We start from the raw sequence: 26,110 nt of genomic DNA on the forward strand, positions 1-26,110 counted from the left end.
CTAGGGCCTATCTCACCGATCCGGGAAATCTGGAACTTTGAGTGCCTCAATTATGATCTCTATCACGTCCTAGGGTTTATTAACATCACCTGTGCATCATCTCCAATCTCACAGGATCAGTGTCGATCCTGTCACGGGCAAATGCTGGTTCATTGGCGAAGATAGGATTATCGATAAATGAGTTGTATTTCCTTAAGCATCATGTTTACTCCCACCACCACCCTCCAACCGATGATTCAATTCTTGCAACGGGATCTAGAACTGCCAGCTACCTCCATTCGCCTAGCGTTGCGCCACCATGATAGTAATCCGAGTCTGTTGCCGATGACCCTATGGCAGTATGGATTGATTACGTTAGAGCAACTCGACAAAATCTATGATTGGCTGTTTTCGCAAGTCTAAGGGATCTCTGCTCCTCATTCTGGCTTATCCTCTTCTACGGGGACGAGATTGAAACCACATCAGGATACCACTACTGGCTAAGAGAAGTAATCCGAAGGCATTGAGAAAAGGATAAATCAGTTCTAGGTTAATCCTGCCAAAGTGACCGCGATGGAATTCGAGCAACCACAAAAAATCATTAGCTTTTCCAGTAACCACTGCAACTTGAAACAGCGATCCAGTGATTAAGGTCAGCAGAATGGGAAACACCATAATCGGTGCTAACCAAAAGTGCAAACGACGGATATAGATTCTATTCATTCATCTTGTTTTTCGCTGTAATTAATACAATAGGTGTGGCCACTAAAGCAAATACCATGAATGTTCCCACATCGAGCATGGGATAGGCAGGAGGGGTATGTATCCCAGGGGCGATTTCTTGATGCACCATTACGGGAGTAGGAGAGGGTTGGATCTCTTCTTTCGCATTGGGTTCAGGTTCCACAGGGGGGCGGTTATGGGAATGTCCAGCATGGGCAAGCAGAGGAAAAGTCATGGCATTGAGGTTCGGCATCTCCATGCTATGGTAAACTCTCTAGTCAAGGGGAGAGTCAAGGGAATTAAGGTAAATCCTATGTTGTCATCCCAATCTGAACGCTTATTGATCGGACAAGTGAAAGCCCAAAGCGGCGTTCCCATTAAGACGATTCGCTATTATGAACAGTTGGGATTAATTGAGTCGGTCGATCGCACCCAAGGGGGATTTCGCCTATTTTCGCCCCAGGTATTATCTCGGTTAGCTTTTATCCGGCGATCGCAACAACTCGGTTTCAGCCTGCAAGAAATTAAGCAAATTTTACACATTCACGATCGCGGTCAACTCCCCTGCGAACAAGTACGCCACAATATCAATCTCAAAATTGCCGATATTGACCATCGAATTGCCGAATTAAAGCAATTAAAACAAGAATTACTTGATTTAATTCAAGATCCTCCTGATGTAGATAACTTAGAAGACCTTGTTATTTGCCCCATTATCCAACAATCTCATCCCAAATCTGATTAAATTAGAATAGAATCAGGAATCCGGGGCGTTTCAAGATCGCTGAATATGGATTAAATTCGACATATTCTCAAACGTATCATCATGGCTAATCACAAACAATTGCCGGAACGACTTTAAATTTCCAATTGCCTCCGCCAACAGTTGGCGACGCGGGCGATCCATATTCGTCGTCGGTTCATCAAAAAAGGCAATATCTAAATCTGATAACGTCCGTAAAATTGCCAATCTCACTGCCAACGCCGCACACATTTGCTCCCCACCGGATAAACTCTTAAAATTGCGCTTGTGGCCATCTTCTTGCACCACAATATCATAGTCTTCTGTCCATTCCAGGGCCACATTTTGCCGGTTCATCAATTCCCGAAAAATTGTATCCGCCTCTTGGGAAATTTCCGCCAAATAAAACTTCGTAATTCGGGGAGAAGCTTGATTAAAGAAAAAACGAGCATCTTTAACAAATTGCCAGTTACGTTGGGCTTTTTGTAGTTCCACTAAAGTTTGCTCTCGTTTTTTAGCAATTTCTCCCTTTTTAACTAAAGATTGACAAATTTCCGTTAACTGTTGTCGTTGGAATGAGAGCGTTGCTTCCAATTGTGCCAAGCGATTGTTTAAGTTCTGAAGGTCTTGATCGACCTGTTGAATTTCTGCTAAACTATAAGTAGAACTCAGGCGATCTAATTCGGCTTGTTTTTGCTGTTTTTCCGTTTCTAATTGTGCCCGTTTAGCGCTAATTTTCTCAAGGGACTGTTGTCGTTCTTCCAAGGTTTGAGCTTCTTTTTCAGATTGAACGTAGAGCAAATAACCGGAAGAATGCTCCTGTTTAAGTTGCTCTACCTTGCTTATTTGCGCTTCAAGCGTTTCAAAAGTGCTGAGTTGCTCATTGAGAGCGTCTAGAGAGTGCTGAATCGCTTGGTGTTGCTCCGTCAACTGCTGCCATTCCTGGGCTATATTCGGGGCGCTGGCTAGTTGTTGCTCTAAAAGCTGACGTTGCCCTTTAGGGTTAGCAAGCTGTTGCAGGCGATCGCCAATTTCCTTTAACTCCCCACTGAGCGCCTCTTCCCCCTCAATTTTCTCCTCTAAGGCAATTAAGCGCGATCGCAACTCCTGCCCCTCCTGCTTCAATTGGGCTTCTTGTTTACGCTGACTGGGCAGATTTTTCAATTCCGCCCGACATTGATAAGCCAGTTCCAATTGCCCTCTTAAATCCTCACAAGTTGCCGTTAATTCCTGTTCGCTCACCTGTTGATTTAAGTCAGAAGCCATCTGATCGAGGCGCTCTAAACTCCGATCTTGGCAACGTTTCCCGGAAGTAATCAGGGTTTGTACCTGTGGCTCTAGGGAGGGTAACAGGGGCTGGAGTTGCTGATAATAGGATCGCTGCTGTTCCCCCAAATCAATTAACGTATCAATCTCCTGGGCAAACTGCTGGGCGGCTGCCACCCTACTGAGTTGACCTTGATACTTTTGTAACTGCTCCTCTAGCTGGGGAATTTGCGCCACAGAGGGTTCTAAGGCTTGCAAGCGATCGGCCTCTTGTTTTACCTCATTTAACCGCTCTAAACACTCATATAACTGTTGCTCCGTGCGTTCCTGTTCCCGCCTCCAATCTTGCACAGCTTGCAGTTGAGTGTGCAAGATTTGCTGTTTCTCTTCTAAGCTATTTTGCTCTTCTACCCCAGGCGCTAACTGTTCAATCTTCCGTTCTGCAACCTGACAACTTTCCCGTTGCATCTCCAATTTTGTCAATTGATGCTGCAACCGTTGGCAACTTTGCCCCTGTTGCTCTTTCTCCCGCAACAGTTGCTGTTGACTTTGCCGACTTTTTCCCAGTTCCCTTAACTCACCTTCCGCTCGTTCATAGGCGAGATAACTGGCTTTATTATCATCACACTTTTGGGCACTCTCTTGGGCTTGATGATAGGCTTTTTCTCGATGATAACACTCTTGATTCACTCGTTGATACTCTGCCTCTAACCCTTGTAGAGCGCGAGTGCATTCTTCCACCTGTTGCTGATGTTGCTTAAACTTCTCTTGGCGCTGCTCTAGGGTATTGAGTTTCTCAACGACCGCCTTTTTTTCTACTTCCCCCTTCTCTATTCCTGCGTTAAATTCTTCATGGCGATCTTGCAGCGCTTGCCAATCTTCTAATTGTACATCAAAGCGTTCTAAATGTTGAGTACAAGTTGTAACTTCCTGTTCTGCAAATCGTTCTAACTCTCTCGATTTTTCCTGAGCTTTTTTATATTCTTCAACTCGTAAAATCGGATCAAATACAGCTTTGCGATCGCCTGGCTTTTTCAGGAAATCAACAGTAAACGTTCCTTGAGGAATCCCAATTGCATCTGAAAACACTTTGGCTAAATCCACATCTTTAGGAATTCCTAAGTGTTCTTGTAACCATAACACCACATCATTAACTTTAGTCGGGTCGAGTTTACTGTCAATCTGCGGATCGTAAAGCTCATATCCGCGCCGAGTGCAGCGTTTGACCTGATAAGTTCTACCATCTTGATTAGAAATAAATTGCACTGTGGCTTGGGCGCTTTTACTTCCCTTGCGAATTAAGTCTTCTCGTTGATACTCACAAGAGTTAAACATCACCCAAGCAATCGCTTCTAAAATAGAAGTTTTTCCTGCACCATTTTCGCCACAAATGGCATTACTTCCGGGTTCAAACTCTAGATATAGATCGGCGTGGGACTTAAAGTTTTTTAGGCTAATCGATAAAATTTCCATGGAATGTTAATCCGTGAAGTTGGGTAATGTAGCCAACCTAAATGAGTTATGTAATCGCTGCCCCTCATCCCCCAGCCCCCTTCGGCTTCGCTCAGGGCAAGCCTTCTCCCGCAGGAGAAGGGGAGCAGAATTGCATCAAATCTCTTGTGCTGCATCCAGGAATAATTTACGAGCAACGGTTTGAATTCCGGTATGGCGATAGTAGTCGGTTGCTTGGTCAATAAATGCCGCCACAAAATCTAAACTATCATCGGAAAATTCAATAAATCCGCCGATATGTTCATAAACACCTTGGGGGGTTAAGCCAACAGAACCCACCAAACTATTCATCCATCCTTCGACGGCGTTAAACGTATTGGTAATAAAGCCAAATTTGTCATCCCCAGGAATAAACCCAGAAATGGCAGAAAAGGCGGGGTTGCCTTGAAAGGCACTTCTACCTTGAGTATCTAAAGTACCGTGAACTTTTTGTAAGAAATCTGGGCCTAGAGGAAGTAATCCATCGACGGAGACGAGGGTAGCCATCCGCATGAGGGAAGACCCTTGATAATGTTCAGTGAGTTCCGTGACAAATTCTCTGGGTTTGAGAACATCTAGACCGTTTAACTTGCTGTAGGCAATTAATTCTACGACTAATTTTAAGCATAAATCCACGGATTGGGTGGTATCGGCTTTGGGGGTTAGCTTATTTAAAAATCCCAATAATCCAATTTTTTCGCCCACTTTATTGGCTAGAGCAGCCGCTCCCAGTGCCCGGTCTGCATTATCGATGGTTTGGTAGAACCAAATGGCGCTTTGATAGCCATTACTTTTATTGTTATACAGCTCGATCGCCCGGTTGCGGATGGCGCGAATGCGATCGCCGTCAGTTTCCCCGGTCACCACTTCAATGGTATGGTCACAACCGACCAGATTATCCCACTCTCCAGGGACTATAAAATCCAGAGAATTGAGCATCTTGACCGTTAAGTTATCTGCCGGTAATTCGTCGAGCAACTTAATAATGGAATCGGCCATCTTTAACTCCTGGTTAAATACTGTCTTTATTGTGAATCCTCTGCCCTCTATGCGTCAATCATATGACTAGAAGCAATGATGAAGCAACAACCGGGCAGAACGGAGTTATGATAATTAAGGTTTTAAGGATAGACTGTAAGCGATCGCAGTCTACAATTCCTACAGCACCATCTACAACCGTGATCTCCGAGGGTGAACATGGCATCATATACGAAAATTAATCCCCAACTGCTAGACGAGACAGGACTCCGACTCACAGAAGAACAAAAAGCAGAGATTTGGAGACGTTTTCCCAAGCCCATAGAGGGTTATTATTATGCCGATGCGATCTTTGAGGGAGGAGGAGTGCGGGGGATCGCCCTCTTAGGAGCCTTGCGCTGCTGTGAAGATTTGGGCATTCGCTGGAAAAAACTGGCCGGAACCTCTGCCGGTTCATTAACCGCAGCCTTCCTCGCTGCGAATTTTGCGATCGATGAACTCGAAGACATCCTCAGTACCATCGACTACGATCGCATCCTATCGCAAAAAACCAGCCCCTTTATTTTCAACGGCGACCCTAGCAACGACCTGAAAGCCCCCTTATGGATGATTTTGTCCTTATTATTCACCCAACAACTCGGTCAATATGACTCCGATCCTTTCCGCCAGTGGATCGCGAAAACGATTAAACAAACCGGAATTCAGACCTTTGCCGATGTTAAACGCCTCGATCCTCAACGGGAATTGAAGGTGGTCGTCTCTAATATTACCCACTGCGAAATGCTTGTCCTACCCGACGACCTCAATCCTAATGGCGATCGACTCAACTCAGAACAACAAACCCAGCGCAAGGCCATGCTAGAACAGCATCATATCAACCATCATGAAGACTTCAGCATTGCTGAAGCCGTGCGCTTATCTTCGAGTATTCCCCTATTCTTCAAACCGGAAAAACTCGGTAAAGCCTATATTCTCGATGGCGGTTTGCTCAGTAACTTTCCCCTGTGGATTTATGATCGTCCTTCTGGCGATCCCCTTAACCCTCCAAAATGGCCCACCTTCGGCTTTCGCTTAATCGATCAAACCCTGAACCCTCCCGAAATTAACAACGCCCTTGACCTATTTACCGCCTCCATGCGAGCCATGGCCAATGCCAGAGACCGATACCATCTGCGCCAGGGCGATCAAGGGCGGGTAATCAATATTGATGTCACCGATGCCAACGTGACTACCACCGAGTTTTCCCTCAGTTCAGCTAAAAAAGTCCAACTCTATCGCTTAGGATACCAACATACCAAAGACTTTTTCCTCCACCAGTGGAACTGGCAAGAGCATCTGATAGCGCGAGGATTTTGCTGAAAAAAGTCTCTCGATCCCCTTGCCCATCTGGGCTAAGTTTGTTATCATAGGTAATGCTTACCTTGGAGAGGTGGCTGAGTGGTCGAAAGCGGCAGATTGCTAATCTGTTGAAGGTGTTAGCACCTTCCGAGGGTTCAAATCCCTCTCTCTCCGTTTCTCATATCCGAGTCCTGTCAAGGGATTCTGGCGCTAGGAAGGCGGTAACACCTAAGTACCCTACCAAAATCTACTTAACCCTCCTCTGTCACTCTTGGAAATTCTAACGAATTTCCAAGAGTGACAGCCCGCGATCGCGAAGCGAAACGGAGTTTTATCGCGAAGCGTTTCATGTCGGCGACAGCCGAAAACGGAGTTTTATCGCTAACGAAAGAATCAGGGTTTCACACCCCTTTATCCGAAAGTGACAGAAGAGGGGTACTGTAGAGACAAGGTGGGTTCGTGCGGGTTTCCGCAAGCGGACATGAATACAAAAATAGTTGTCAGTCTACAAGATTTGGGTAAAACCCGCCCCTACAGAGATCTGTAGCGTAAATAAATAGATTTGATATTACTTTACAGCGCAAAGCGCTGTAAATCTGGGTTATGATGGAGACTTATACAGAAAAGGGATTAAATTTTTTCAAAGCAGATTCAATTATACTCGCATATTTTAATTCTCCTGAAAATATCTTAAAGAAAGTGTGCCCAGAAGTCCCTTGCTCAATGCCGACTTTATAGGCTAAATGGGTAAATTGATAAAATCCTTGGGCAATACGTTGAGCTAAAGCCATTTCTGAACCCCAGGTTTGAGCTAGGATGTGGGTATAGTCTTCTAGGGCATTTAAATCTCCTCCCAGGGCGCGATCGATCGCCTCAGATGCTTTTAGTCCACTCCAAATGGACGGACGAATGCCTTCTGCGGTAAACGGATCGACTAAACAAGCAGCCTCTCCTGCTAAAAGGGCGTTTTGGGTATGGAGCTTTTGGTTGCCATTCCACAGATAGATGGGATGAACCAATTGAGTATATTCTCGATCTCAAATTCAGTAGCGTAATCTTTTAAAACTGCTCTCAAGTTCCCAGATTGACCGCGTGAAAACTTCCCTATCCCCATTGAGTATCCATCCGCTTTCGGGAAATTCCACAAATAGCCATGATTTAAAAGACCGAACTCAATTTCAGCATGGGGATGGTGGAGATGCTCTCGTGTCACTTCAACCTCTAAAGCCGCTCCAGCAAAATGTTTGCGATGTTTAAATCCCAACCATCGCGCTAAAGGGCCTTTTGACCCATCGGCGGCAATCAAATATTTTCCTTGGATACAATCTTCAGGAGTATTCACTTGCCAACAGTGACCTAAGCATTCAATGCCTTCAGCCGGGGTCTGATCTCGCAATGTTGCGCCCTGTTGCACCGCCTGTTGAACCAGAAAATGATCGAAAATATTGCGTCTGACCATCCAAATTGCACCAGGACGGATATCAATTTCCACTGGTTTTTCTTTTTTCCAGGTACAGCGCACGGACTCAATTTTGGATGATAGGCGGCCGTTCCTCCTGCGGGGCCAGCGCCGACAATGATGCAATCAAAGCTCATAATCAATTAAAAATTAGAACTATTATCTATTATCCAGACTTGCGACGGTTCAACAGTAGAGTGAGGGCAAAACCGGTTAAGCCTCCCACGAGTAACCAGACACATCCTAAGCCGATCACATCACCGATAAATTGACGAAACTGAACCCGGAGCAACCCCCCTAAAGCCCAACCACAGGCCAGGGCGATCGCCCAATCTATAATACTGGCAATAATCCAACGCCAGGCTTGGGGAACTTGGTGGGAGAGCAACACATATTGCCCCACACCGAGAACAAACCCCACTTTGGCCCCCTCCCAGAGACCATAGAGCAAGCGCCCAGAAATATCCAGGGTTCTGGGCGCAATCCAACCGATCGCCCCTAAATCACTCCATCCCATAATTGCCCAACACATAGCACTGATCACCATCCACCAGCCAGCCTGTTTGAGATGAGGCAAAAGCACAATGGCTTGCATCAGGCCGACAATTGCGCCCCCAATGAATCCTTCTGTGATTCCTATATCAGGTCGTTCGCCAATTTCAATCAGCAACAGACTCACTAGAAATCCGATGAAGGTCTGGATTGTCCATTGAATTCCAAAACCCGATCCAATCATGGGCGAATTATAGCGCTATGCGCTAGGGAATGGGGAATAGGGAATGGGGATAACTCATTATTCATTACTCATTACTCAATAATCTCCCGCAGTCCGCGACGGCGAACTTGGGGAGACTCTGGGGCAATGTATCCCCACAAGCTTTCCCAATAAAAGAACGAAAAGCCGTCTAAGGAGCGATCGCGCACCACTTGCACTTGCTGTTCAATTAAATCTAAAGGAATAGGTGTTCTCAAGGTTCCCGTAGTAATTCCGATCGCCACCGGCATCTTCTCCTGCAACTTCGGAATCACTGGATCGGGCAAATCGCGCAGAAACGTTTCCATCCCACTCCGATACACTTGAATCACCAACTCATCAATTAAACCCTGTTCAGCCCAAGCCAGCCAGTTTTGTAGAAAATTGCGATAGGCAAACTCGCGGGGATTAGGGGACAAAGAAATAATACAATCCGGTTTAATCTCTTTTACTCGGTCATGAATCCGCTTCATCACTTGAGTCAGTTTAGCAGCCCGCCAGCGCATCCATTGCACATTGCGATAATTTTCCGGCGGAATCTCCCCATTATGTTCCTGTTGATAAAGCCAGATCGTAAACGGATCGTAGCCCAACTCTACCGGCAAACTAAAATGGTCATCGAGTTGAATGCCATCCACATCATACCGGGTGACCACTTCCACAATCAGATCGATCAACAACTGCTGCACTTCTGGATGCAGAGGATTCAACCACTCTAGGCCATATTTTCCATGGTGCTGTAACGGGAGTCCATCCCGACTTTGGGCTAACCAACTAGGATGACGTTTCACCAATAAGGAATTTTGAGGAGCCATAAACCCATACTCAAACCAGGGAATTACGCGCAGTCCCTGCTGATGGCCCAGAGTAATAATTTCTTCTAGAGTATCTTGACGAAAACGGATCGTATCGAGTAATAAATCTTGTTGGCGACCAATGACTTCTTTCGCCGTATCACTGGGATAAAACGTTACCCCTCGGTTCCAGGCAACAGGATAGATCGTGTTAAAATTGAGATCAGAGAGTTGGGCGATCGCCCGATTAATCCCCCAAGGACTATACAAAACTGCACTACTCACATTCGTCAACCAAACCCCCCGAATTTCATCGATCGCTTTTGGGGATTTAGCCTGTATGGGTTTGACCACTTGCAACCCCATAATTAAGACCGTAATGATGAGGGCCAAGCTTACCCACTGCCATCGTCTTTCAATCTTTCGTCTCATGGTTGGAGTGTCTACCGCATACCTTAGCCGTACTTTAACAAAATTCTACATCCTACTCTTACAGAATTAGGGGAACTCGAACACTAGCCGGATGGGAATAGATAAGCTTTGATAGTAGTGTACTCCCGTTCTTTCTGCGTCAGTTCCATGAAACTCTACGCCATTTGGAGATTACTCAAAGAAACCTTAGTGCAATGGCAGCAAGACCGGGTTCCCATCCTGGCAGCCGCCCTCGCCTATTATATGGTGTTTTCCTTAGCCCCCATGCTCATCATTGCTGTGGCAGTCGCTGGCTTTGTGATTGGACAGGAAGCAGCTCAAGAACAACTGGCCATTCAATTGCAACAGTTTATTGGCTCGGAAGCCGCCCAGTCCATTCAAACCCTCATTCAGGAACGCTATCAACCCCAATCGGGTCTGATGGCGACTATAATCGCGATCGCCACCCTATTGTTTGGCTCCACCACCGTCTTTGCCCAACTCAAAGTCGCCCTCAATATCATTTGGGGCGTTACCCCCAAACCCGAACGGGGTTTCTTGAACTTTCTCATGGCTAGAGTTCTCTCCGTTTTGATGATTATCGCGATCGGATTTCTCCTGCTCCTCTCCCTCGTCTTTAGCTCCGTTTTAGCCGGAGTCAGTGAATGGCTCGAACAATGGATGAATACCCCCGCCAGTATTTGGCGTTGGACAGATATTGGCGTTTCTTTCCTCGTCGTCACCCTTTTATTCGGAGCCATTTATAAAATCTTGCCCGATGCCAAAGTCGCTTGGTCAGATGTTTGGGTCGGCTCTACCCTAACCTCCATCCTCTTTACCCTAGGTAAATGGGGAATTAGCTTATATTTAGGACAAAGTAGTGTCCGATCCTTTTATGGCGCTGCCGGATCATTTGTCATCTTATTATTATGGATTTTCTTTACTGCCCAAATCTTACTCATTGGCGCAGAATTCACCCAAGTTTGGGCCAATCGCTATGGCGAAACTATTCGCCCTCGCAGCCATGCCATTCCCACTGGTGAAGCATCCTGGAGTCCCCCCCAGACTTCCACCTCCAATTCTCAATCCTTAGAGAGCAATCGTAAAAAACGCAAGAGAGTTGTCAAACTTAAACGATTTTTGCGTCAAGTCAAAAACACTCTAGACCATCCAGACAATCAACCTTAGTTGTTCCCACTCTACCAGGCTTGCATCTATGAATCATCTTACCCATTCTTTAGAATATAACCGCCTGCAAATGCTATCTTTTGTTGAGCATCTAGAAACCCAAATGCCCCAGGCTTCTCCCTATGAGATTGCCAATGAGTTGCGCCGCTATACCCGCGAATCTTATACTAATCACTTGTTTCGTTGGGCGACTTTATCAGATGTTGAATATATCGATAATCGCTTAGATAAAACCATAGTATTATGCGGACAAAGTACAGACTTTGCTCATTTTATTGCCTCCTTATCCGATCAAATTCAACTTCCAAGTTGGAAAAGCTTATTAAACTTCACCACATCTTGGACAAGTAAACACAGTTCTTGGAGTGGAGATTTATCCCAATCCATTCTCGATTTTCGTTCTGGAAAATTTTCGACCATTTATAAAGCCTTAGAAGCCGATGCCTCTGAACCAGATTTAGCCGCTAATATAGCCGCATTTCGAGTCGGCTATATGGTCAACCAACAGACTCATTCAGGGATTCCTGGATTTCGTAAACCTCGCTATGGCATAAAAATTTCAGAAGCCATTGTAGCTTATGATAGTGGATTTTACAGTGGGCAAGTGCGAGAATTTATTATTGAAGCCCTAAACGGTAAAATTGAGAAAGATAAAATCATGAATCCGGGAGAAATAGAAGCTAAAATTCGTAAGTCTATTGTCGAGTTTTTGGCATTCATGCAGCTCTATCAGTTAGGAGTAAAAATTAAAAGTATGGCTAAAGTAGCCGAAAATTACCGGACTCTCTCTAAGATGACGCACCATGAGATCACCCCAGAGGAAGAAGCGGGGGAAGATGATGTTCGCATGGCGACTCTTTATTTCTTCAATTATTTAGTTCAGCAAGCTAATCTCGATCCGGTGCAGATGCATTTTATGCACGATCTCTGGAATGGTCGAGTTTAAGGGAATAGGGAATAATCTTACAAAATACATTCAGCAGCTTCTTAGGGGGAGCGGTCATTGAGAATTCTAAATAATCCGCAAAATGCTCATAGAGGATAGCAAGCATGATCAAACTACCACCAGAACTGGCAGTTGTTATATTTACTTTTGGGGCAGCTATGTTGCTCGGTTGTATTGTAGGCAAAGTCTCTATAAAGGGGATTGAGTTTGGAGCTAAAGATCGTTTAGCACGCTTTCTGTTGGGAATTTTTGGTACTATGTTTGTTGTTCTTTCCATTATTTCATTTATAAATATCTAGCCATTCCAGTAGTCTAGTAGGGCTGGCATTGCCCACCCTACAACTATAGGTTTTCTTTCACCTGTTTATAACGCTGCTTGAATTCCCGTTGTTGTTGATTATGATTGACAATGGGTGAGGGATAATTACAGGCTTGCCGGACTAAAGGCGGAATCTCTCCGGTGAGTAAATCTTTGGTTTCGACAGACGCTAACTCCGGTAACCATTGGCGGATATATTGTGCTTCTGGATCGAATTTTTGCCCTTGACTGGCAGGATTAAAAATCCGTAAAGGTTTGGCATCCATGCCACTCGATGCGCTCCATTGCCATCCCCCATTATTGGCGGCTAAATCTCCATCGATGAGATGTTGCATAAAATAGCGCTCTCCCCATTGCCAATTAATGATTAAATCTTTGGTTAAAAAGCTGGCAACAATCATCCGACAACGGTTATGCATCCATCCGGTTGTGTTCAATTGGCGCATGGCTGCATCGACGATGGGATAGCCGGTTTTTCCTTCGCACCAAGCTTGGAAATGTTGGGGATTATTGTCCCAAGGGAAGTGTTTAAATGGCGCTCGATAGGGGCCATCAGCGAGTTCGGGAAAGTGGTAGAGTACATGCTGGTAAAATTCTCGCCAGGCTAGTTCTTGTTGCCAAGTTTGGATGTTTTGACGACTTTTATCGCTGGACGATTTTTTGATTGCTTCTTGGGTGGTTTGCCACACTCTGCGAATACCGATCGCTCCCAACTTCAAAGCGGCACTGAGCTTCGATGTACCTTCTATACTGGGGATGTTGCGCTGTTGCTCGTAGGTTTCGAGGGAGCGATCGCCAAATTTCTGCAATTGCTCTTCAGCAGCCCGCTCTCCCGGTATAATCACCAACTCTTTTTTCTCAGAATATCCCCAATCCTTCAAACTCGGAAAATCAATACTCTCCACCCGATCTAACACTTTTTTCTGTGCTTCGGTTAACCCCGATCCCGGTTGTAAATCAGCCACCGGATCGAGTTTCTTTTGTCCTTGCCAATTCTTCCAAAAGGGAGTATAAACCGTGTAAACATTGCCCGCTTGCGTGCGAATATCTTCGGGAGCCACTAAAAGCTGATCCCAAAAATTTTTAACCTCAATTCCTTTCTCTTTCAAGCCTTCAGAAACTCGCTCATCTCGAACTTGACTGTAGGGTTCCACATCCCGATTCCAAACCACCGCTCTTACCCCTAAATCCCTAGCTAGATTCGGAATCACTTGCTCCGGTTTCCCTTGCAATAAAACAAACGGATGATTCAATTTTTGATAATTATCCTGTAGCTCTTGCAAACATCCCAGAAGATATTGTAAACGAACCGGTGCAATATCCTCCCGGTTTAAAATATCGGGATCGAAGCAAAAACAACCCACCACAGAATGGGCTTTAGATTGGGCATAGCTTAAGCCCAAATTATCCGTAACTCTTAAATCCCGGCGATGCCAAAATAAAATCAGATTCGACATATATAGCTAGTCTAAAATAAGTTGTGCAACGAGAAATGCCCTCTCCCTGAATCCCTCTCCCGTGGGAGAGGGACTTTCCCCCCGTCTCCCACGAGAGAAGGGGGTAGGGGGATGAGGGACAATCGTTATATAACTCATTTAGGTTTGCTCTATCCTCTCTTAATACACTCTCTGAAGTTTGCGCTAGTGTAGAAGCGATCGCCAAAACTCAAGCCACCAGCTATGACTTCCACAGAACACTCTACTACCTTACCCGATCGCACTCAACTTCCCAATTCCCTTGAGGAAGACTACTTCGATCTCCTACCGGATCACACTCAACTCCCCTGTGAGGATGGCTCCTTTGTGAAAAACTTCCAAGAACTCCCCCAAAGCATCTTACTAACAGACTCCATTCGTCCCATTCTCGATCAACTTCATCCAGAAAGTGACTATTGCATTGGTCAAGATAGTGGAATTTACTGGCAGCTAACCCATCCTCCCGAAAAAGGAGCAGAATGTCCCGATTGGTTTTATGTGCCCAATGTACCGGCTACCCTAGATGGGCAAATGCGTCGTTCCTATGTCCTGTGGAAAGAATTGGTTCACCCTCAAATTGCCATAGAGTTCGTTTCTGGAAACGGTTCAGAAGAACGGGATCAGACTCCTCTTTTCGGTAAATTTTGGGTGTACGAACAAATCATTAAGCCAGCCTATTATGCAATTTACGAAGTCAAAAAGTCCAGTGTAGAAGTGTATGAATTGGTCGGCGGTCAATATCAACTCCTCTCAGCCAACTCACGCGGCCATTTTGCCATTCCGCCAATGGGCGTAGAATTGGGGATTTGGCAAGGACGGTATCAAAATGTCGATCTGCCCTGGTTACGCTGGTGGGATAGTGAGGGGACTTTATTACTAACTGGAGAGGAGCGATCGCAGGAAGCGGAGCGTCGAGCCAACCTCCTTGCGGCTAAACTCCAGGAATTAGGCATCGATCCGAATGAAATTCAATAGCCCTTGCACCTACGAGTAGAGTTGACTAATAATCTGGTGGAGAACTTGCGTAATCCCCCCTAATACCTGGGGGGAATTGGGGATCTGAGCCAACATTCTAATCTAAATGCCCTAATCTATTAGGATGACTGCTAGATCGCCTGCAATCTACCCCAAACGTCAACCCCTATCTATGAGGTCTGTAGTGTGAGGAGTGCCTTATTTATTTCTAGTCTATCAGTGAGTGCCTTAGTATCTCTGATAGCTCCGAGCTGGGCGAGTTTGCCCATGACTGCTGATTCAGTGGAAATAAGACCTGACCCCCTTTCCCCGAATCTGGAATGGGTTCCTGAACCCCTAGAACCTATAGCACCTCCTGAATCGTTCTCTTGGAGTTTGTCTCCGGTTTCTCCTCTTGAGTCTCCTACCCTTTGTTCGTCTATTGCTCCCCCTGAACTGATGGAGAATACGCCTCACTGTTCTCCCCTCTCCCAAGATACGGAGATGTCCGAACCCACTCAACCGATTCAGGTGCAGGAAATTCGAGTGATGGGAAGTACGATTTTTAGTCAGGAAGAACTCAAGGAAGTTGTGAGGGAATATGAAGGTCAATCCCAAACCCTAGAGCAACTGAGGGAAGCGGCCGATAGAATTACTGAACTCTATTTGAATGGGGGGTATATTAATAGCCGGGCACTTTTAGGCGATCAGGTGGTGGACAATGGGGTTGTGGAAATTCAAGTTATTGAAGGCCGTTTAGAAGAGATTGTGGTGGAAGGGGCAGGGCGTTTAAATCCGAGTTATGTTACCAGCCGGATTCGGCGAGGGGCAGGGGTTCCGTTAAATAGTGCTTCGTTGGAAAATGAATTAAGACTGCTGAAAACCGATCCCCTGTTCGAGAGTGTAGAAGCGAGTTTACAACCGGCCGCGGAGATTGGGCAAAGTAAACTAACGGTGCGGGTGAGCTTAAAGAAACCTCTGACGGTTAATTTATTTGCCGATAACTATTCACCGGCTAGTGTGGGATCGGAGCGGATTGGGTTTCGGCTGGGATATCAAAATTTGACGGGTTTGGGCGATCGCGTCATCCTTGGTTATAACCGTACCACCACCGGCGGAGATACCAGTCGCTATGAGTTTATCTATCGTATCCCCTTAAATGCTATGGATGGCTCGTTTACCATCCAATTTCTACCCGATAATAATGAAATTAGTAATATTGAACTCCAAGATTTGGGCATTCGCGGCGAAACGCAACGCTATGAATTTGACTATCGCCAGCCGATTATTCGCTCTCCCCGTCAAGAGTTTGCCCTATCTGTAGGATTTTCCCACCATCGCGGCCAAACCTTTTTGGGCGATATTCCCTTTGGCTTTGGAGAAGGGCCAGATGACCGAGGAAGAACCCGCAGCAGCGCCATTCGCTTCGGTCAAGAATATGTGCGTCGGGATGCGACAGGCATTTGGGGGGTGCGATCGCAGTTTAACCTGGGTATAGATGCCTTTGGTGCAACCCTCAATCCCGGATCGACCCCCGATAGTCGTTTTTTCAGTTGGCTTCTCAGTTTACAGCGCCTGCAACGGTTAGGGGATCATCATTTACTCACCTTCCGAGGAGACCTACAACTAGCCACTACGAGCTTACTTCCCTCACGGCAATACGTCATTGGTGGCGGTCAATCCGTTCGAGGATATCGACAAAATGCCCGCTCTGGAGATAATGGGTTTTTAATCTCCATTGAAGACCGAATTACCCTACAACGGGATAGCAAAGGTCAACCTACCCTCATGGTTGCTCCTTTTCTCGATTTAGGGCAAGTCTGGAATAGCCGAGATAATCCTAATATTTTAGCCTCTGAAAACTTTTTAATGGGGGTGGGAGTAGGATTACTCTGGGAAGTCGCCCCCGGATGGAATATTCGCTTTGATTATGGTTATCCGATTATCGATCTCCCTGACCGAGGCAATAATGCCCAGGATGATGGGTTTTATTTTAGTGTCAATGTGGAGCTTTAAATTAGAGACATTTTAGCCAGGTCGCTAAATCTTCAACAGTCTTGAAGTCCAAAACCTCTTCTCCTAGACTTTCTAAATCTTCAATGGATAAGCTTTCAATTTGACTACTTATCTCCTCTGGGATTTCTCCAAAACGTTTTTTGATTTGACGCATAATTAAGGCGATCGCTTGCTCTAGCTTTCCTTCTTGTCTGCCTTCTTGTCTGCCTTCTTGTCTGCCTTCTTGTCTGCCTTTTTGTCTGCCTTTTTCTTCCGCATAAGTTATTCTTCCTCTTTCATCTTGTAGCATCATCCCTCGCTGATCTACTATTTCAAATTCTTCGGGGGTCATGTTGGCTTGACTGGCTAGATTTAACGCCAATTCTATCTCCGATACTTCCCCCAAATTCTCTGGTACTTCCTCTAAAGTTGCCGCTTCCTTGAGGAAATAAATCCATTTATCTGTTAAGCTCTGTAACTCCGATAAACTTTTCTTGAATTTGGGAATTTCCACAAAAATCAATCGTAATTCTTTCTCTAGGATTTTCAGCTTTTTTTCCTCCTCTTCTTGAAACACAAATTTATTGATGATTTTTGAACTGTCTTTTAGTAAAATAAAATCGGTGATGGTTACGGCTATGGCTGGATTTAATCGGGGGTAGTATTCTCCTTTGATTAACTGATTAGCATAAGCTTTGGTTAAGTTGTAGGCGACTCGTTTTTCAAATGCTGCCATGGGTGCGACTTGCATTTCTATGACTACGATTGAACCGTCATTCAGAACTGCTTTTACATCTAAATAAGTGTCTTTTAAGCTCAGGACTTGACCGGGATTATAGGGATTTTTGATGGTTAAGGATTGGATGATTTTTTCTCCATCATAAACGATGGCATTGAGAAAACTGATTAATATTTGTTGGCTTTGTTCTGAACCAAATATTTTTTTGAAGGCATAGTCTATCTTCGGGTTGATAAATCTCATGGTTTTTTCCTGTTGAGCTTGAAGGGCTAGTTTTAGTTTACCACAGTCTCTCGCTGACTTAATATTAAACTCGTTGCGATCGACTCTTGCTTGTTTACCGTATTATCGATCTTTTAGCCAGTTCGCTAAATCTTCCAGACTATTGAAGTCTAAAAAATCTTCTCCTAGACTTTCTAACTCTTCAATCGATAAGCTTTCAATTTGACTGCTTATCTCCTCTGGAATTTCTCCAAAACGTTTTTTAAGTAAACGCATAATTAATCGTTTGCCTCCTTTTTGTTCCGCATAAGCCACTCGCCCTCTTTCATCTTGCAGCATCATCCCTCGCTTATCTACTATTTCAAATTCTTCGGGAGTCATGTTGGCTTGACTGGCTAGATTTAACGCCAATTCTATCTCCGATACTTCCCCCAAATTCTCTGGTACTTCCTCTAAAGTTGCCGCTTCCTTGAGGAAATAAATCCATTTATCTGTTAAGCTCTGTAACTCCGATAAACTTTTCTTGAATTTGGGGATTTCCACAAAAATTAGCTTGAGTTCTTTCTCTAGCATCTTCAAGTTTTTTTCTTCTTCCTTAAACACAAACTTATTGATGATTTTTGAACTCTCTTTCAGCAAGATAAAATCGGTGATGGTTACGGCTATGGCTGGATTTAACAGTGGGTAGTCCTCTCCTTTTGTTAACTGATTTGCATAAGCTTTGGTTAGGTTGTACGCTACTCGTTTGTCAAATGCTGCCATGGATGCGACTTGCATTTCTATGACTACGATTGAACCGTCATTCAGAACTGCTTTTACATCTAAATAAGTGTCTTTTAAGCTCAGGACTTGACCGGGATTATAGGGATTTTTGATGGTTAAGGATTGGATGATTTTTTCTCCATCATAAACGATGGCATTGAGAAAACTGATTAATATTTGTTGGCTTTGTTCTGAACCAAATATTTTTTTGAAGGCATAATCTATCTTCGGGTTAATAAATCTCATGGTTTTTTCCTGTTGAGCTTGAAGGGATAGTTTTAGTTTACCACAGTTGTGATTAATATAGCATTAAACCAGCACCAATTTTAAGTATAAATATAGGTTAAGTTGATTCTGTGGTTCTGGCGATCGCGATCGCCCCCTGTCCCAAGGATACCCCACCATCATTTGACGGCACTTTTGCCTGGGATAAGCACTCATAGCCTCTCGCTTCCAGGTTTTTGGTTAATTCTTCCAGCAAAATCCGGTTTTGGAAACATCCTCCAGAGAGGGCAATTTTTTCAATATCGAGTCCATCTAATTGACACTGATGGGCTAATTTTTCCACGAGATGGGTTATCCCTTGGATTAAACCTTGGTGAAACCGGGTTGCAATTAGGGAAAGGGTTGCCCCTTGACTCAAGTCTTCTAAGAGGGAATGCCACATGGGGCGAGGATCGAGAGAGAGAAGGTTATGACTGGAGGTACGGTATTTTGCTCGAAGATCCCCCCAACCCCCCTTAGAAAGGGGGGCAGCAAGCAAAGTCTCCCTTTTTAAGGGGGATGTAGGGGGATCGATAATCTCAAAGGGATAAGGAAAATCAGCGTCAGAGACTGAGAGTAAATGGCGATCGACTGCCATTTCTAATTCGATCGCCCCTTGTCCTTCAAACAGGGCGCGATCGCGACATAGACCGATCGCCGCCGATACCGCATCAAATAACCGTCCTGCTGAACTTGCCAGGGGTGTATTGAGTCGTTTTTGCAGCATTTGGTCAAAGAGAGCGATCGGTTGGTTTTGCCAATAGTCAAAGAGTTCTAAATGACCATATTTTTTGTGCAACATTTGCCAGTCAAAAGCGGCTTTTAAGTGGGCGTAGGTGTTGCGCCAGGGTTCCAGAATTGCCTTTGTACCACCAATCATCGCCACCGGTTTTAAGCTTGCCAACCGTTGATAGCCTCGATAATCTGCCAGGAGAAACTCACCGCCCCAAATCGTACCATCCTCGCCAAATCCCAAACCATCCAGGGCAATGCCCAAGACGGGAGCAGTATCTAAGGGGATGCCATTTTCGACTAAGCAACTGGCAATATGGGCATGGTGATGTTGAACTTGAATCAGGGGTAAATTCTGGGTTTGGGCGTGGTCTTGGGCGAGTTTGGTGGAGAGATATTCCGGATGGAGATCGGCGACTAAAAATTGAGGTTGATGATCGTAAAGTTGGCGAAAAAGTTGCAGATTTTTTTGATAATCTGCGTAGGTAATGGGGTTTTCTAAATCCCCTTGATGTTGGGATAAAATAGCTTGATTATTTTGGATCAGGCAAAAGGTAGATTTGAGTTCTGCGCCATAGGCTAATATTTTAGGGCAGTTTTCCCTGCTATGCCCTGCATGTCGATCCCCCCAACCCCCCTTTTTTAGGGGGGCAGCAAAAGTCCCCCTTTTTAAGGGGGATGTAGGGGGATCTGTTGGATTGTGCCTTGTTGCAGAGGAACCTGCTGTATGGCTCCGCTCAAATCCTGGCGGAAGGGCGATCGCCCCCGGAACATACCCCCGACTGCGACGCAATAACCGGGGTTTTCCTGCCATGACTCGCACGACGGAATCATCCATACGGTTAGCGATTTCTCGGTTATGAAATAATACTGTATCCGCTAATCCGATCAGTTTTGTCCTGGCTTCTGCGTTACTGATTAACTGGGGTTCATGGGATAAATTGGCGCTGGTCATCACTAAGGGATAATTCAGGGTTTCAAGTAACAGAAGATGCAGGGGAGTATAGGGAAGCATAAAACCGAGGGTTGTTACTCCAGGGGCGATCGCCTCCGGTAACCTCTCCCCACCCTCCGCATTCAACAGCACAATGGGAGCCGCACCACTCCTGAGCGTCTCCTCTTCGGCTGCACTCACCTGACAATAGCGCCGAATAACAGCAATATCCCGCGCCATCAGTGCAAAGGGTTTGCCATATCTGCGTTTGCGTTGACGTAAGCGGTTTACAGCTTCTGGGTTAGTAGCATCGCAGGCTAAATGGAAGCCACCTAAGCCGCGAATAGCTAAAATTTCTCCCTGTTCGATCCGGGAAATTACTGTTTCTATCTCTTGTCCCGGTTCCCAAACCGCGTTTTTATCGGTGAGGGACTCTAGCCAAAGTTTCGGCCCGCAAACCGGACAAGCAATGGGTTGTGCATGGAAACGGCGATCGCCTGGATCGTCATATTCTCGCTGACAGTCTGGACATAAGGGAAAGTTCGCCATCGTTGTTGAGGGGCGATCGTAGGGAACCCCTCGAATAATCGAAAGCCTTGGCCCGCAATGGGTACAGTTCGTAAATGCATAACGATAGCGGCGCTCAGAAGGCGTACTAATCTCTGCCACACAAGCCCCACAAGTGGCAGTATCCGGCGCTATTTGAGTCTGGGTTTTGCCCCCCACACTCTCCACAATGGCAAACCCTTCAAACCCCACAGTCGGCTCTAGCGCTTCGGTTTCAATCGATTCAATCTCTGACAGGGGGGGCGCTTCAGACTCTAACCGTTGCCGAAATACAGATAACGCTTCCGGTTCTCCAGCAATGCGAATGCGTACCCCTTCCCCATCGTTGCAAACTTCACCCCCTAGCCCCAGCTCATGGGCTATACGCCAAACATGGGGTCGAAATCCCACCCCCTGAACCCGTCCTCGAACTCGAATTTGTAGGGTTTTTTCAGCAGTCTTTTTGGGTTTCATTGACTCAATCTAAATTTATTGCTGTACATCCCTCAAAATCTCCTCCAACGTTAACTTCTGTGGATATCTAGTCTGTACTTGCGGTAAAATATTAGCCGTCGCCTCACCAATAACGGCCAATCCATACAAAACTGCTTTCTAGAAGGCACGTATAGCCTCCTTTAATACCTTTTCCTTGAAAGCTGGTTTGAGGGAATTCGGCGTACCCAAATCTACCGAGCAGCCTAAGATCTCTTCCAGATAATGCTTGAGACCCAGAAATGTAAATAACCCAACCGGCCGCTCAAATTCTACCAGCAAATCTACATCGCTGTCTGCATGAGCCATATCTCTAGCCACCGAACCAAATAAAAACAACATTTTTACTGAAAATTGCTGCAATTGTTCACGATGCTCTGATAATTGTTGTAGAACGGTTTGCTTACTTAACATTTCGTTCCCCCTGTCAACTTTGCCCCGATCAACTTTGATTGTTGATTCCAGGATAAACCTGACCAGCTTTCTTGTTTAGGTTTGAGATTGATATCCATAGAAATCAATCCGATAATCGGTGATTTTCACCCCAGTTTGCTGCTCAATTTGGGCGATCAGCTCTGGGGGCAGTTCGACATGAATATCGAGAATTTTGCCATTATCTAAGCAATTGATATGGGAGTGGGGGTCACTAATATGACCATAAAGCCGTCCATCGGCGCGATCGACACATTCAATAATCCCTTGGGAAGAAAGGGCTTCGAGATTCTGATACACTGAGGTATGACCGATCGCCCGTCCCTGTTGATTGAGCAGGTCATAAATATCCCTTGCTGACAGATGCTCCTGTTCTTGCCAGAGCAATTCCAGAATAAACCGCCGTTGACGACTCAGGCGCATTCCTAAATGTTGACATCGATCAATGGCCTCTTCTAAAGAGCGGATCGGTTCTAAGGTGTTAGGTTGGTTGCTCATTGTTAATGATATGGGTTCTCCTAATCTATACATGCTAAACAGCATCAGGATGCGCTCATCAGGGTCAAAGCGCGATCGCTTCTAAAGTAAACTCATTACCACTTTAACTCACATTTTCGAGGCGTGTCGGCAGTCAATAGGAGAGAGTAACTCTTTTAGCTCTTTTAAAAGCCTAGGGTTTTCAAGGCGATCGCCCCTGGAGGATCTTGGGGCATATAGTTAAGTTGCTCCCATAATGGTTGGTAATGGCTCCCATCACCAGAGCATCGGTGACCATTAAACCACTAAAGCCCAAATCTTGGCGCAGTTTCTGGGTGAGAATTGTGGCGGATAAGGTAGCAGGATAGCGCTCATTCCAAGCGGGAATCTGCAAATGGGCGCTCATAATGCCATCGACTCCAGAGGCGATCGCCACTATTTTCCGTTTATGAGCTTGCAGAATTTCGTTCATAGGCCATCAAACACTCCTAGTTTTCTAGCCAGCCAAGTTAACACCTTAGAACACCAATTTTTTTGAGAACTTGGCTGGTAGTATAAAAATCTAATCAAACTATATCCTGACTCTTGATATCGCTGTAAGTTACGGAGGACAATTACGCGGTTATACCAAGCCCAGTGAAAGTCCGGTTGCAGTTGTAGGGCGCGATCGCAGCTCTCTAGGGCTTCCTCATATCGCTCTAAGTTATTCAGGGCATTACCTCGGTTGTGCCAAGCATAGTGAAAGTTAGGTTGCAGTTGTAGGGCGCGATCGTAGCTCTCTAGAGCTTCTTCATATCGCTGTAAGTTCTTCAGGGCAACACCTCGACCATTCCAAGCATAGTGATAGTCCGGTTGCAATTGTAGGGCGCGAACATAGCTTTCTAGGGTTTCCTCATATCGCCCTAAGTTATAAAGGGCAATACCTCGGTTAGCCCAAGCCAAGTGATAGTCAGGTTGCAATTGTAGGGCGCGAGCATAACTCTCTAGGGCTTCCTCATATCGCCCTAAGTTCTCCAGGGCAATACCTCGGTTATTCCAAGCATAGTGATAGTCTGGTTGCAGTTGTAGGGCGCGAGCATAACTCTCTAGGGCTTCCTCATATCGCTCTAAGTTCTTCAGGGCAAAGCCTCGGTGAAACCAAGCCAAGTGATCGTCAGGTTGCAGTTGTAGGGCGTGATCGCAGCTCTCTAGGGCTTCCTCATATCGCTCTAAGTTCTTCAGGGTACGACTTCGGTTAGTCCAAGCTAAGTGATAGTCTGGCTGTAGTTGTAGGGCGCGATCATAGCTTTCTAGGGCTTCTTCATATCGCTGTAATTCATCTAGGGCAATACCTTGGTTAGTCCAAGCCTGATGAAAGTCAGGTTGTAGTTGTAGGGCACGAGCATAGCTTTCTAGGGCTTCTTCATATCGCTCTAACTTATTCAGGGTATTACCTCGGTTAGTCCAAGCTAAGTGATAGTCTGGCTGTAGTTGTAGGGCGCGATCATAGCTTTCTAGGGCTTCTTCATATCGCTGTAAGTTCTTCAGGGCAACACCTCGACCATTCCAAGCTATGTGAAAGTCAGGTTGCAGTTGTAGAGCGCGATCATAGCTTTCTAGGGCTTTTGTATAATCCTGACTGCTGTAGAAGAGTAGTCCTTGCTTTGCCAATAATTTTGCTTTTTGTTCATCATTCGATGAATCGAGCTGAATGAGTTTTTCTTTAATGTCTAAAATTTTTGCGATCCGTTGTTCTGGGGTGAGATTGAGATATTCTTCGGAATCTGCACCGACTAGCTTTTGACAAGCTTGTTCTAGCTCCTCTGCACTCTCAACGAATCGAAAAAAACCCGATCGCCAGTCAAAAAAATCCGGCGCTCTTTGAATAAAATAATCGATGACAAAGTAGGGAACTAGAAACACCATGCGAATGGGTAAATGCGCCTCAAACATCTCCCGTTGCCGATTCAAATGACTCAGAAGCGGTGGCACTCCCTTCCAACTGTAGTTATAGATTTCCTTAGCAGTCCAACCCGCCAGACGCTTCGTATCTTCATAGCTGTATAGGGCTTGCTCTACTCCACTAATACAGGCAATTTCAAACCCCTCTGTCTGATGTCGTTCTCGCAACTCTGGATAAAGGGTTTCACTCTCCCGATTTAACTCAATTTCTACTATCCGTTTCTGGGGAAAACGTTCTCGAATTGCACGGATAACTTGGGTTCCCTGAGCGGGACTACATTGGACAAAAAACAAACCAAATCCCTTTTTCCGTCGCAAAGCCCGCAGGATATCGGCAATCACCTCCGCATTTTCTGCGCTCCAACGACCTAACTCTGGAAAGTCTGTCCAAGGTTTAGTCATTCCAACTCCTTCCACAGTACGGGATGCACATCATACCAAGTTTGCTTATCTCCCTTCTCATCAAAATAGCGATATTCCAACAGACAACGATTAAACAACAAACTGCGCTCAATTGGGTCATTTTCAATATCTTTTGACTGATGTACTTCTCGCAAGATTTCCCATTGATTTGCCTCCACTGCCCGCCGATAAACATCTCGTAAATTATCCGTCGCCCGTTGTACTGCACGTGCTTGAATGGGCAGGGTATCAGTCTTTTTAATCGCTTCCTGCATTAATTGTATGAAATCTCGCACATAACCGCCACTCATTAAACATAATTGTCGGAAAATTTGCTCAGATTCAAATACCTCTGGAACGAAATTATCGCGCAAACGCTCAGGAACCCGCCGTTTAATCAGATTTCGCAAAATCTCCAAGCCTTTATCGTCAGGGTCATTATTTTTCTGGCGCACCATAATTGAGGGTAAAACTTGGGGAATACCATAATTAACATGCAGTTCTGTTGCCCAGCGAGAATAGATGAAGGAAATGGGCACAGTATAAACAATATGGCAATTCAGCGCCTTCAATTGTTCGTTCCGGTCAAGAAAAATTTCCTCATGGTTACTGCGCCCATTTTCCTGAAAAATGGGCACAATTCGATCTAAATTATCGGCAATTACCAGCAGTTTGGTCTTCTCTGGTAAATGTTGTTTTCCATCTGCAATAAAGGCATTCAAAGCTTCAATCAGCGTTTCTGTGTGCGGTTCAACCAACTCGCGAATTTTCTGTCGTTGTCCGGGTTCCATCCGCACTGCTGCCGTTAATTTGGCAAACATTTGTAATCCCACTTCTAAGTTAAGCTGATCGACCTTAATCTCCATCAGCATCACCTCTTTCAAGTCCTGTAACCGGTCTTGCAACCAACTCAGTATCGGCTGAGAGTCTGCGTTTTTTAACTCTTCCAACAGGTGACGGGTGCAAGCCAGTAAAATATCGGTATACTGGGCATCCTGAACACTCAGGTCTTCTTCATCTGCCGCAAAATAGACGACCTTATGATGCCGGTCTTCCAAGTCTTTTTTCAGCCGCAGCAATTCCGTGGTTTTCCCGGAGCCACGATGACCAGAGTATAGCTGATAGGTGAATGCTTGCGATCGCCGCACTGTTCTCCCCAAATCCTTCACCACATCCTCATCCCCGCGCACCGAGCGACAGTCCACATACCTTGGATCTCCCGGTTGCAGTGGAGTCGGGGTAAAGTTGTTATACATCTCATCAAGGAGATCTTCCATTTCGTCGGGACTGATCATGGTTCAAGACCGATAGGACTAGAGAACAGAGCAGAAGGGTTCACGCCTCATTTTATCCCA

At 45.5% G+C, this 26,110-nt stretch carries 22 protein-coding genes, 1 tRNA gene and 2 pseudogenes; 9 read left to right on the plus strand and 16 right to left on the minus strand.

What is annotated here, in order from left to right; translation table 11 throughout:
- Window positions 1-177 precede the first annotated feature (177 nt).
- A complete protein-coding gene (locus PMG25_RS18435; protein ID WP_283768360.1) occupies window positions 178-402 on the plus strand; it encodes a DUF2949 domain-containing protein in 225 nt (74 codons plus the stop codon).
- A 24-nt stretch (window positions 403-426) separates the two neighbouring features.
- Here the strand turns inward: PMG25_RS18435 and PMG25_RS18440 are convergent, their stop codons facing one another.
- Window positions 427-702 carry a hypothetical protein gene (locus tag PMG25_RS18440; RefSeq protein ID WP_283768361.1) on the minus strand — a complete coding sequence of 92 codons (276 nt, stop codon included), beginning with the start codon at window positions 700-702 and terminating at the stop codon, window positions 427-429.
- A complete protein-coding gene (locus PMG25_RS18445; protein ID WP_283768362.1) occupies window positions 695-961 on the minus strand; it encodes a hypothetical protein in 267 nt (88 codons plus the stop codon). The genes PMG25_RS18440 and PMG25_RS18445 overlap by 8 nt, the downstream gene beginning before the upstream one ends.
- Before the next feature lie 54 nt (window positions 962-1,015).
- On the opposite strand from PMG25_RS18445, the gene PMG25_RS18450 reads away from it, so the two are divergent.
- The gene (locus PMG25_RS18450; protein WP_283768363.1) at window positions 1,016-1,447 is read left to right on the plus strand and encodes a heavy metal-responsive transcriptional regulator; all 432 of its coding nucleotides are present in this window, start codon (window positions 1,016-1,018) and stop codon (window positions 1,445-1,447) included.
- A gap of 30 nt (window positions 1,448-1,477) precedes the next feature.
- Here PMG25_RS18450 and PMG25_RS18455 read toward each other — a convergent pair whose 3' ends face one another.
- On the minus strand, window positions 1,478-4,183 hold the full coding sequence (locus tag PMG25_RS18455) for an AAA family ATPase (protein WP_283768364.1): 2,706 nt from the start codon (window positions 4,181-4,183) through the stop codon (window positions 1,478-1,480).
- A gap of 135 nt (window positions 4,184-4,318) precedes the next feature.
- Window positions 4,319-5,200, minus strand: coding sequence for a hypothetical protein (locus tag PMG25_RS18460; protein ID WP_283768365.1), 882 nt, complete (start codon window positions 5,198-5,200; stop codon window positions 4,319-4,321).
- A 198-nt stretch (window positions 5,201-5,398) separates the two neighbouring features.
- Here PMG25_RS18460 and PMG25_RS18465 point away from each other — a divergent pair, with 198 nt between their 5' ends.
- Window positions 5,399-6,538, plus strand: coding sequence for a patatin-like phospholipase family protein (locus tag PMG25_RS18465; protein ID WP_283768366.1), 1,140 nt, complete (start codon window positions 5,399-5,401; stop codon window positions 6,536-6,538).
- A gap of 64 nt (window positions 6,539-6,602) precedes the next feature.
- Window positions 6,603-6,691, plus strand: a tRNA-Ser gene (locus tag PMG25_RS18470).
- A gap of 440 nt (window positions 6,692-7,131) precedes the next feature.
- On the opposite strand, the pseudogene PMG25_RS24530 reads toward PMG25_RS18470, so the two are convergent.
- The 3 genes and pseudogenes from PMG25_RS24530 to PMG25_RS18490 form a co-directional block, all read right to left on the minus strand.
- A pseudogene (locus tag PMG25_RS24530) lies at window positions 7,132-8,113 on the minus strand (geranylgeranyl reductase family protein).
- A 29-nt stretch (window positions 8,114-8,142) separates the two neighbouring features.
- Window positions 8,143-8,712, minus strand: a complete 570-nt coding sequence (locus PMG25_RS18485) for a hypothetical protein (protein WP_283768369.1) — start codon at window positions 8,710-8,712, stop codon at window positions 8,143-8,145.
- Window positions 8,713-8,783: 71 nt separating this feature from the next.
- A complete protein-coding gene (locus tag PMG25_RS18490; RefSeq protein WP_283768370.1) occupies window positions 8,784-9,956 on the minus strand; it encodes a glycoside hydrolase family 10-like protein in 1,173 nt (390 codons plus the stop codon).
- Window positions 9,957-10,073: 117 nt separating this feature from the next.
- Here PMG25_RS18490 and PMG25_RS18495 point away from each other — a divergent pair, with 117 nt between their 5' ends.
- The 3 genes from PMG25_RS18495 to PMG25_RS18505 all read left to right on the plus strand — a co-directional run bounded on the left by PMG25_RS18495 (window position 10,074) and on the right by PMG25_RS18505 (window position 12,368).
- Window positions 10,074-11,123 (plus strand): YihY/virulence factor BrkB family protein, encoded by a 1,050-nt coding sequence (locus PMG25_RS18495; protein ID WP_283768371.1) that lies wholly within the window; start codon window positions 10,074-10,076, stop codon window positions 11,121-11,123.
- 28 nt (window positions 11,124-11,151) lie between these two features.
- Entirely contained in the window at window positions 11,152-12,069 is a 918-nt protein-coding gene (locus PMG25_RS18500) for a hypothetical protein (RefSeq protein WP_283768372.1), read from the plus strand.
- Window positions 12,070-12,173: 104 nt separating this feature from the next.
- Window positions 12,174-12,368 carry a hypothetical protein gene (locus PMG25_RS18505; RefSeq protein ID WP_283768373.1) on the plus strand — a complete coding sequence of 65 codons (195 nt, stop codon included), beginning with the start codon at window positions 12,174-12,176 and terminating at the stop codon, window positions 12,366-12,368.
- 43 nt (window positions 12,369-12,411) lie between these two features.
- On the opposite strand, the gene PMG25_RS18510 is transcribed toward PMG25_RS18505, so the two are convergent.
- A complete protein-coding gene (locus PMG25_RS18510; RefSeq protein ID WP_283768374.1) occupies window positions 12,412-13,845 on the minus strand; it encodes an FAD-binding domain-containing protein in 1,434 nt (477 codons plus the stop codon).
- 222 nt (window positions 13,846-14,067) lie between these two features.
- Here PMG25_RS18510 and PMG25_RS18515 point away from each other — a divergent pair, with 222 nt between their 5' ends.
- Together PMG25_RS18515 and PMG25_RS18520 are read left to right on the plus strand one after the other, a co-directional pair.
- Entirely contained in the window at window positions 14,068-14,838 is a 771-nt protein-coding gene (locus tag PMG25_RS18515) for a Uma2 family endonuclease (RefSeq protein ID WP_283768375.1), read from the plus strand.
- A gap of 267 nt (window positions 14,839-15,105) precedes the next feature.
- A complete protein-coding gene (locus PMG25_RS18520; RefSeq protein ID WP_283768376.1) occupies window positions 15,106-16,833 on the plus strand; it encodes a ShlB/FhaC/HecB family hemolysin secretion/activation protein in 1,728 nt (575 codons plus the stop codon).
- A 1-nt stretch (window position 16,834) separates the two neighbouring features.
- Here the strand turns inward: PMG25_RS18520 and PMG25_RS18525 are convergent, their stop codons facing one another.
- The 8 genes and pseudogenes from PMG25_RS18525 to PMG25_RS18560 all read right to left on the minus strand — a co-directional run bounded on the left by PMG25_RS18525 (window position 16,835) and on the right by PMG25_RS18560 (window position 26,050).
- Window positions 16,835-17,794, minus strand: coding sequence for an Rpn family recombination-promoting nuclease/putative transposase (locus PMG25_RS18525; protein WP_283768377.1), 960 nt, complete (start codon window positions 17,792-17,794; stop codon window positions 16,835-16,837).
- 102 nt (window positions 17,795-17,896) lie between these two features.
- The gene (locus PMG25_RS18530; RefSeq protein WP_283768378.1) at window positions 17,897-18,781 is read right to left on the minus strand and encodes an Rpn family recombination-promoting nuclease/putative transposase; all 885 of its coding nucleotides are present in this window, start codon (window positions 18,779-18,781) and stop codon (window positions 17,897-17,899) included.
- Window positions 18,782-18,878: 97 nt separating this feature from the next.
- Window positions 18,879-21,485, minus strand: coding sequence for a carbamoyltransferase HypF (gene hypF / locus PMG25_RS18535; protein WP_283768379.1), 2,607 nt, complete (start codon window positions 21,483-21,485; stop codon window positions 18,879-18,881).
- A gap of 138 nt (window positions 21,486-21,623) precedes the next feature.
- Window positions 21,624-21,917 carry a nucleotidyltransferase family protein gene (locus PMG25_RS18540; protein ID WP_283753209.1) on the minus strand — a complete coding sequence of 98 codons (294 nt, stop codon included), beginning with the start codon at window positions 21,915-21,917 and terminating at the stop codon, window positions 21,624-21,626.
- 75 nt (window positions 21,918-21,992) lie between these two features.
- Complete coding sequence (locus tag PMG25_RS18545) at window positions 21,993-22,433, minus strand: Fur family transcriptional regulator (RefSeq protein ID WP_283768380.1); 441 nt, start codon at window positions 22,431-22,433, stop codon at window positions 21,993-21,995.
- 223 nt (window positions 22,434-22,656) lie between these two features.
- A pseudogene (locus PMG25_RS18550) lies at window positions 22,657-22,845 on the minus strand (glycoside hydrolase family 3 N-terminal domain-containing protein); the annotation flags it as partial.
- 35 nt (window positions 22,846-22,880) lie between these two features.
- On the minus strand, window positions 22,881-24,755 hold the full coding sequence (locus PMG25_RS18555) for a tetratricopeptide repeat protein (RefSeq protein WP_283768382.1): 1,875 nt from the start codon (window positions 24,753-24,755) through the stop codon (window positions 22,881-22,883).
- Window positions 24,752-26,050, minus strand: coding sequence for a P-loop NTPase fold protein (locus PMG25_RS18560; RefSeq protein WP_283768383.1), 1,299 nt, complete (start codon window positions 26,048-26,050; stop codon window positions 24,752-24,754). The genes PMG25_RS18555 and PMG25_RS18560 overlap by 4 nt, the downstream gene beginning before the upstream one ends.
- Between the last annotated feature and the right edge of the window lie 60 nt (window positions 26,051-26,110).

The organism is Roseofilum capinflatum BLCC-M114 (assembly GCF_030068505.1).
In the GTDB taxonomy this organism is placed as follows: Bacteria; Cyanobacteriota; Cyanobacteriia; order Cyanobacteriales; family Desertifilaceae; genus Roseofilum; species Roseofilum capinflatum.

Bases quoted from the DNA above. Each gene is read 5' to 3' on its own strand.
- PMG25_RS18525 (WP_283768377.1), bottom strand. From the start codon at position 17,794: ATGAGATTTATCAACCCGAAGATAGACTATGCCTTCAAAAAAATATTT.
- PMG25_RS18485 (WP_283768369.1), bottom strand. From the start codon at position 8,712: ATGATTGGATCGGGTTTTGGAATTCAATGGACAATCCAGACCTTCATC.
- PMG25_RS18555 (WP_283768382.1), bottom strand. From the start codon at position 24,755: ATGACTAAACCTTGGACAGACTTTCCAGAGTTAGGTCGTTGGAGCGCA.
- PMG25_RS18490 (WP_283768370.1), bottom strand. From the start codon at position 9,956: ATGAGACGAAAGATTGAAAGACGATGGCAGTGGGTAAGCTTGGCCCTC.
- PMG25_RS18455 (WP_283768364.1), bottom strand. From the start codon at position 4,183: ATGGAAATTTTATCGATTAGCCTAAAAAACTTTAAGTCCCACGCCGAT.
- PMG25_RS18560 (WP_283768383.1), bottom strand. From the start codon at position 26,050: ATGATCAGTCCCGACGAAATGGAAGATCTCCTTGATGAGATGTATAAC.
- PMG25_RS18450 (WP_283768363.1), top strand. From the start codon at position 1,016: ATGTTGTCATCCCAATCTGAACGCTTATTGATCGGACAAGTGAAAGCC.
- PMG25_RS18515 (WP_283768375.1), top strand. From the start codon at position 14,068: ATGACTTCCACAGAACACTCTACTACCTTACCCGATCGCACTCAACTT.
- PMG25_RS18510 (WP_283768374.1), bottom strand. From the start codon at position 13,845: ATGTCGAATCTGATTTTATTTTGGCATCGCCGGGATTTAAGAGTTACG.
- PMG25_RS18530 (WP_283768378.1), bottom strand. From the start codon at position 18,781: ATGAGATTTATTAACCCGAAGATAGATTATGCCTTCAAAAAAATATTT.
- PMG25_RS18440 (WP_283768361.1), bottom strand. From the start codon at position 702: ATGAATAGAATCTATATCCGTCGTTTGCACTTTTGGTTAGCACCGATT.
- PMG25_RS18445 (WP_283768362.1), bottom strand. From the start codon at position 961: ATGGAGATGCCGAACCTCAATGCCATGACTTTTCCTCTGCTTGCCCAT.
- PMG25_RS18505 (WP_283768373.1), top strand. From the start codon at position 12,174: ATGATCAAACTACCACCAGAACTGGCAGTTGTTATATTTACTTTTGGG.
- PMG25_RS18540 (WP_283753209.1), bottom strand. From the start codon at position 21,917: ATGTTAAGTAAGCAAACCGTTCTACAACAATTATCAGAGCATCGTGAA.
- PMG25_RS18465 (WP_283768366.1), top strand. From the start codon at position 5,399: ATGGCATCATATACGAAAATTAATCCCCAACTGCTAGACGAGACAGGA.
- PMG25_RS18435 (WP_283768360.1), top strand. From the start codon at position 178: ATGAGTTGTATTTCCTTAAGCATCATGTTTACTCCCACCACCACCCTC.
- PMG25_RS18500 (WP_283768372.1), top strand. From the start codon at position 11,152: ATGAATCATCTTACCCATTCTTTAGAATATAACCGCCTGCAAATGCTA.
- PMG25_RS18545 (WP_283768380.1), bottom strand. From the start codon at position 22,433: ATGAGCAACCAACCTAACACCTTAGAACCGATCCGCTCTTTAGAAGAG.
- PMG25_RS18460 (WP_283768365.1), bottom strand. From the start codon at position 5,200: ATGGCCGATTCCATTATTAAGTTGCTCGACGAATTACCGGCAGATAAC.
- hypF (WP_283768379.1), bottom strand. From the start codon at position 21,485: ATGAAACCCAAAAAGACTGCTGAAAAAACCCTACAAATTCGAGTTCGA.
- PMG25_RS18520 (WP_283768376.1), top strand. From the start codon at position 15,106: ATGACTGCTGATTCAGTGGAAATAAGACCTGACCCCCTTTCCCCGAAT.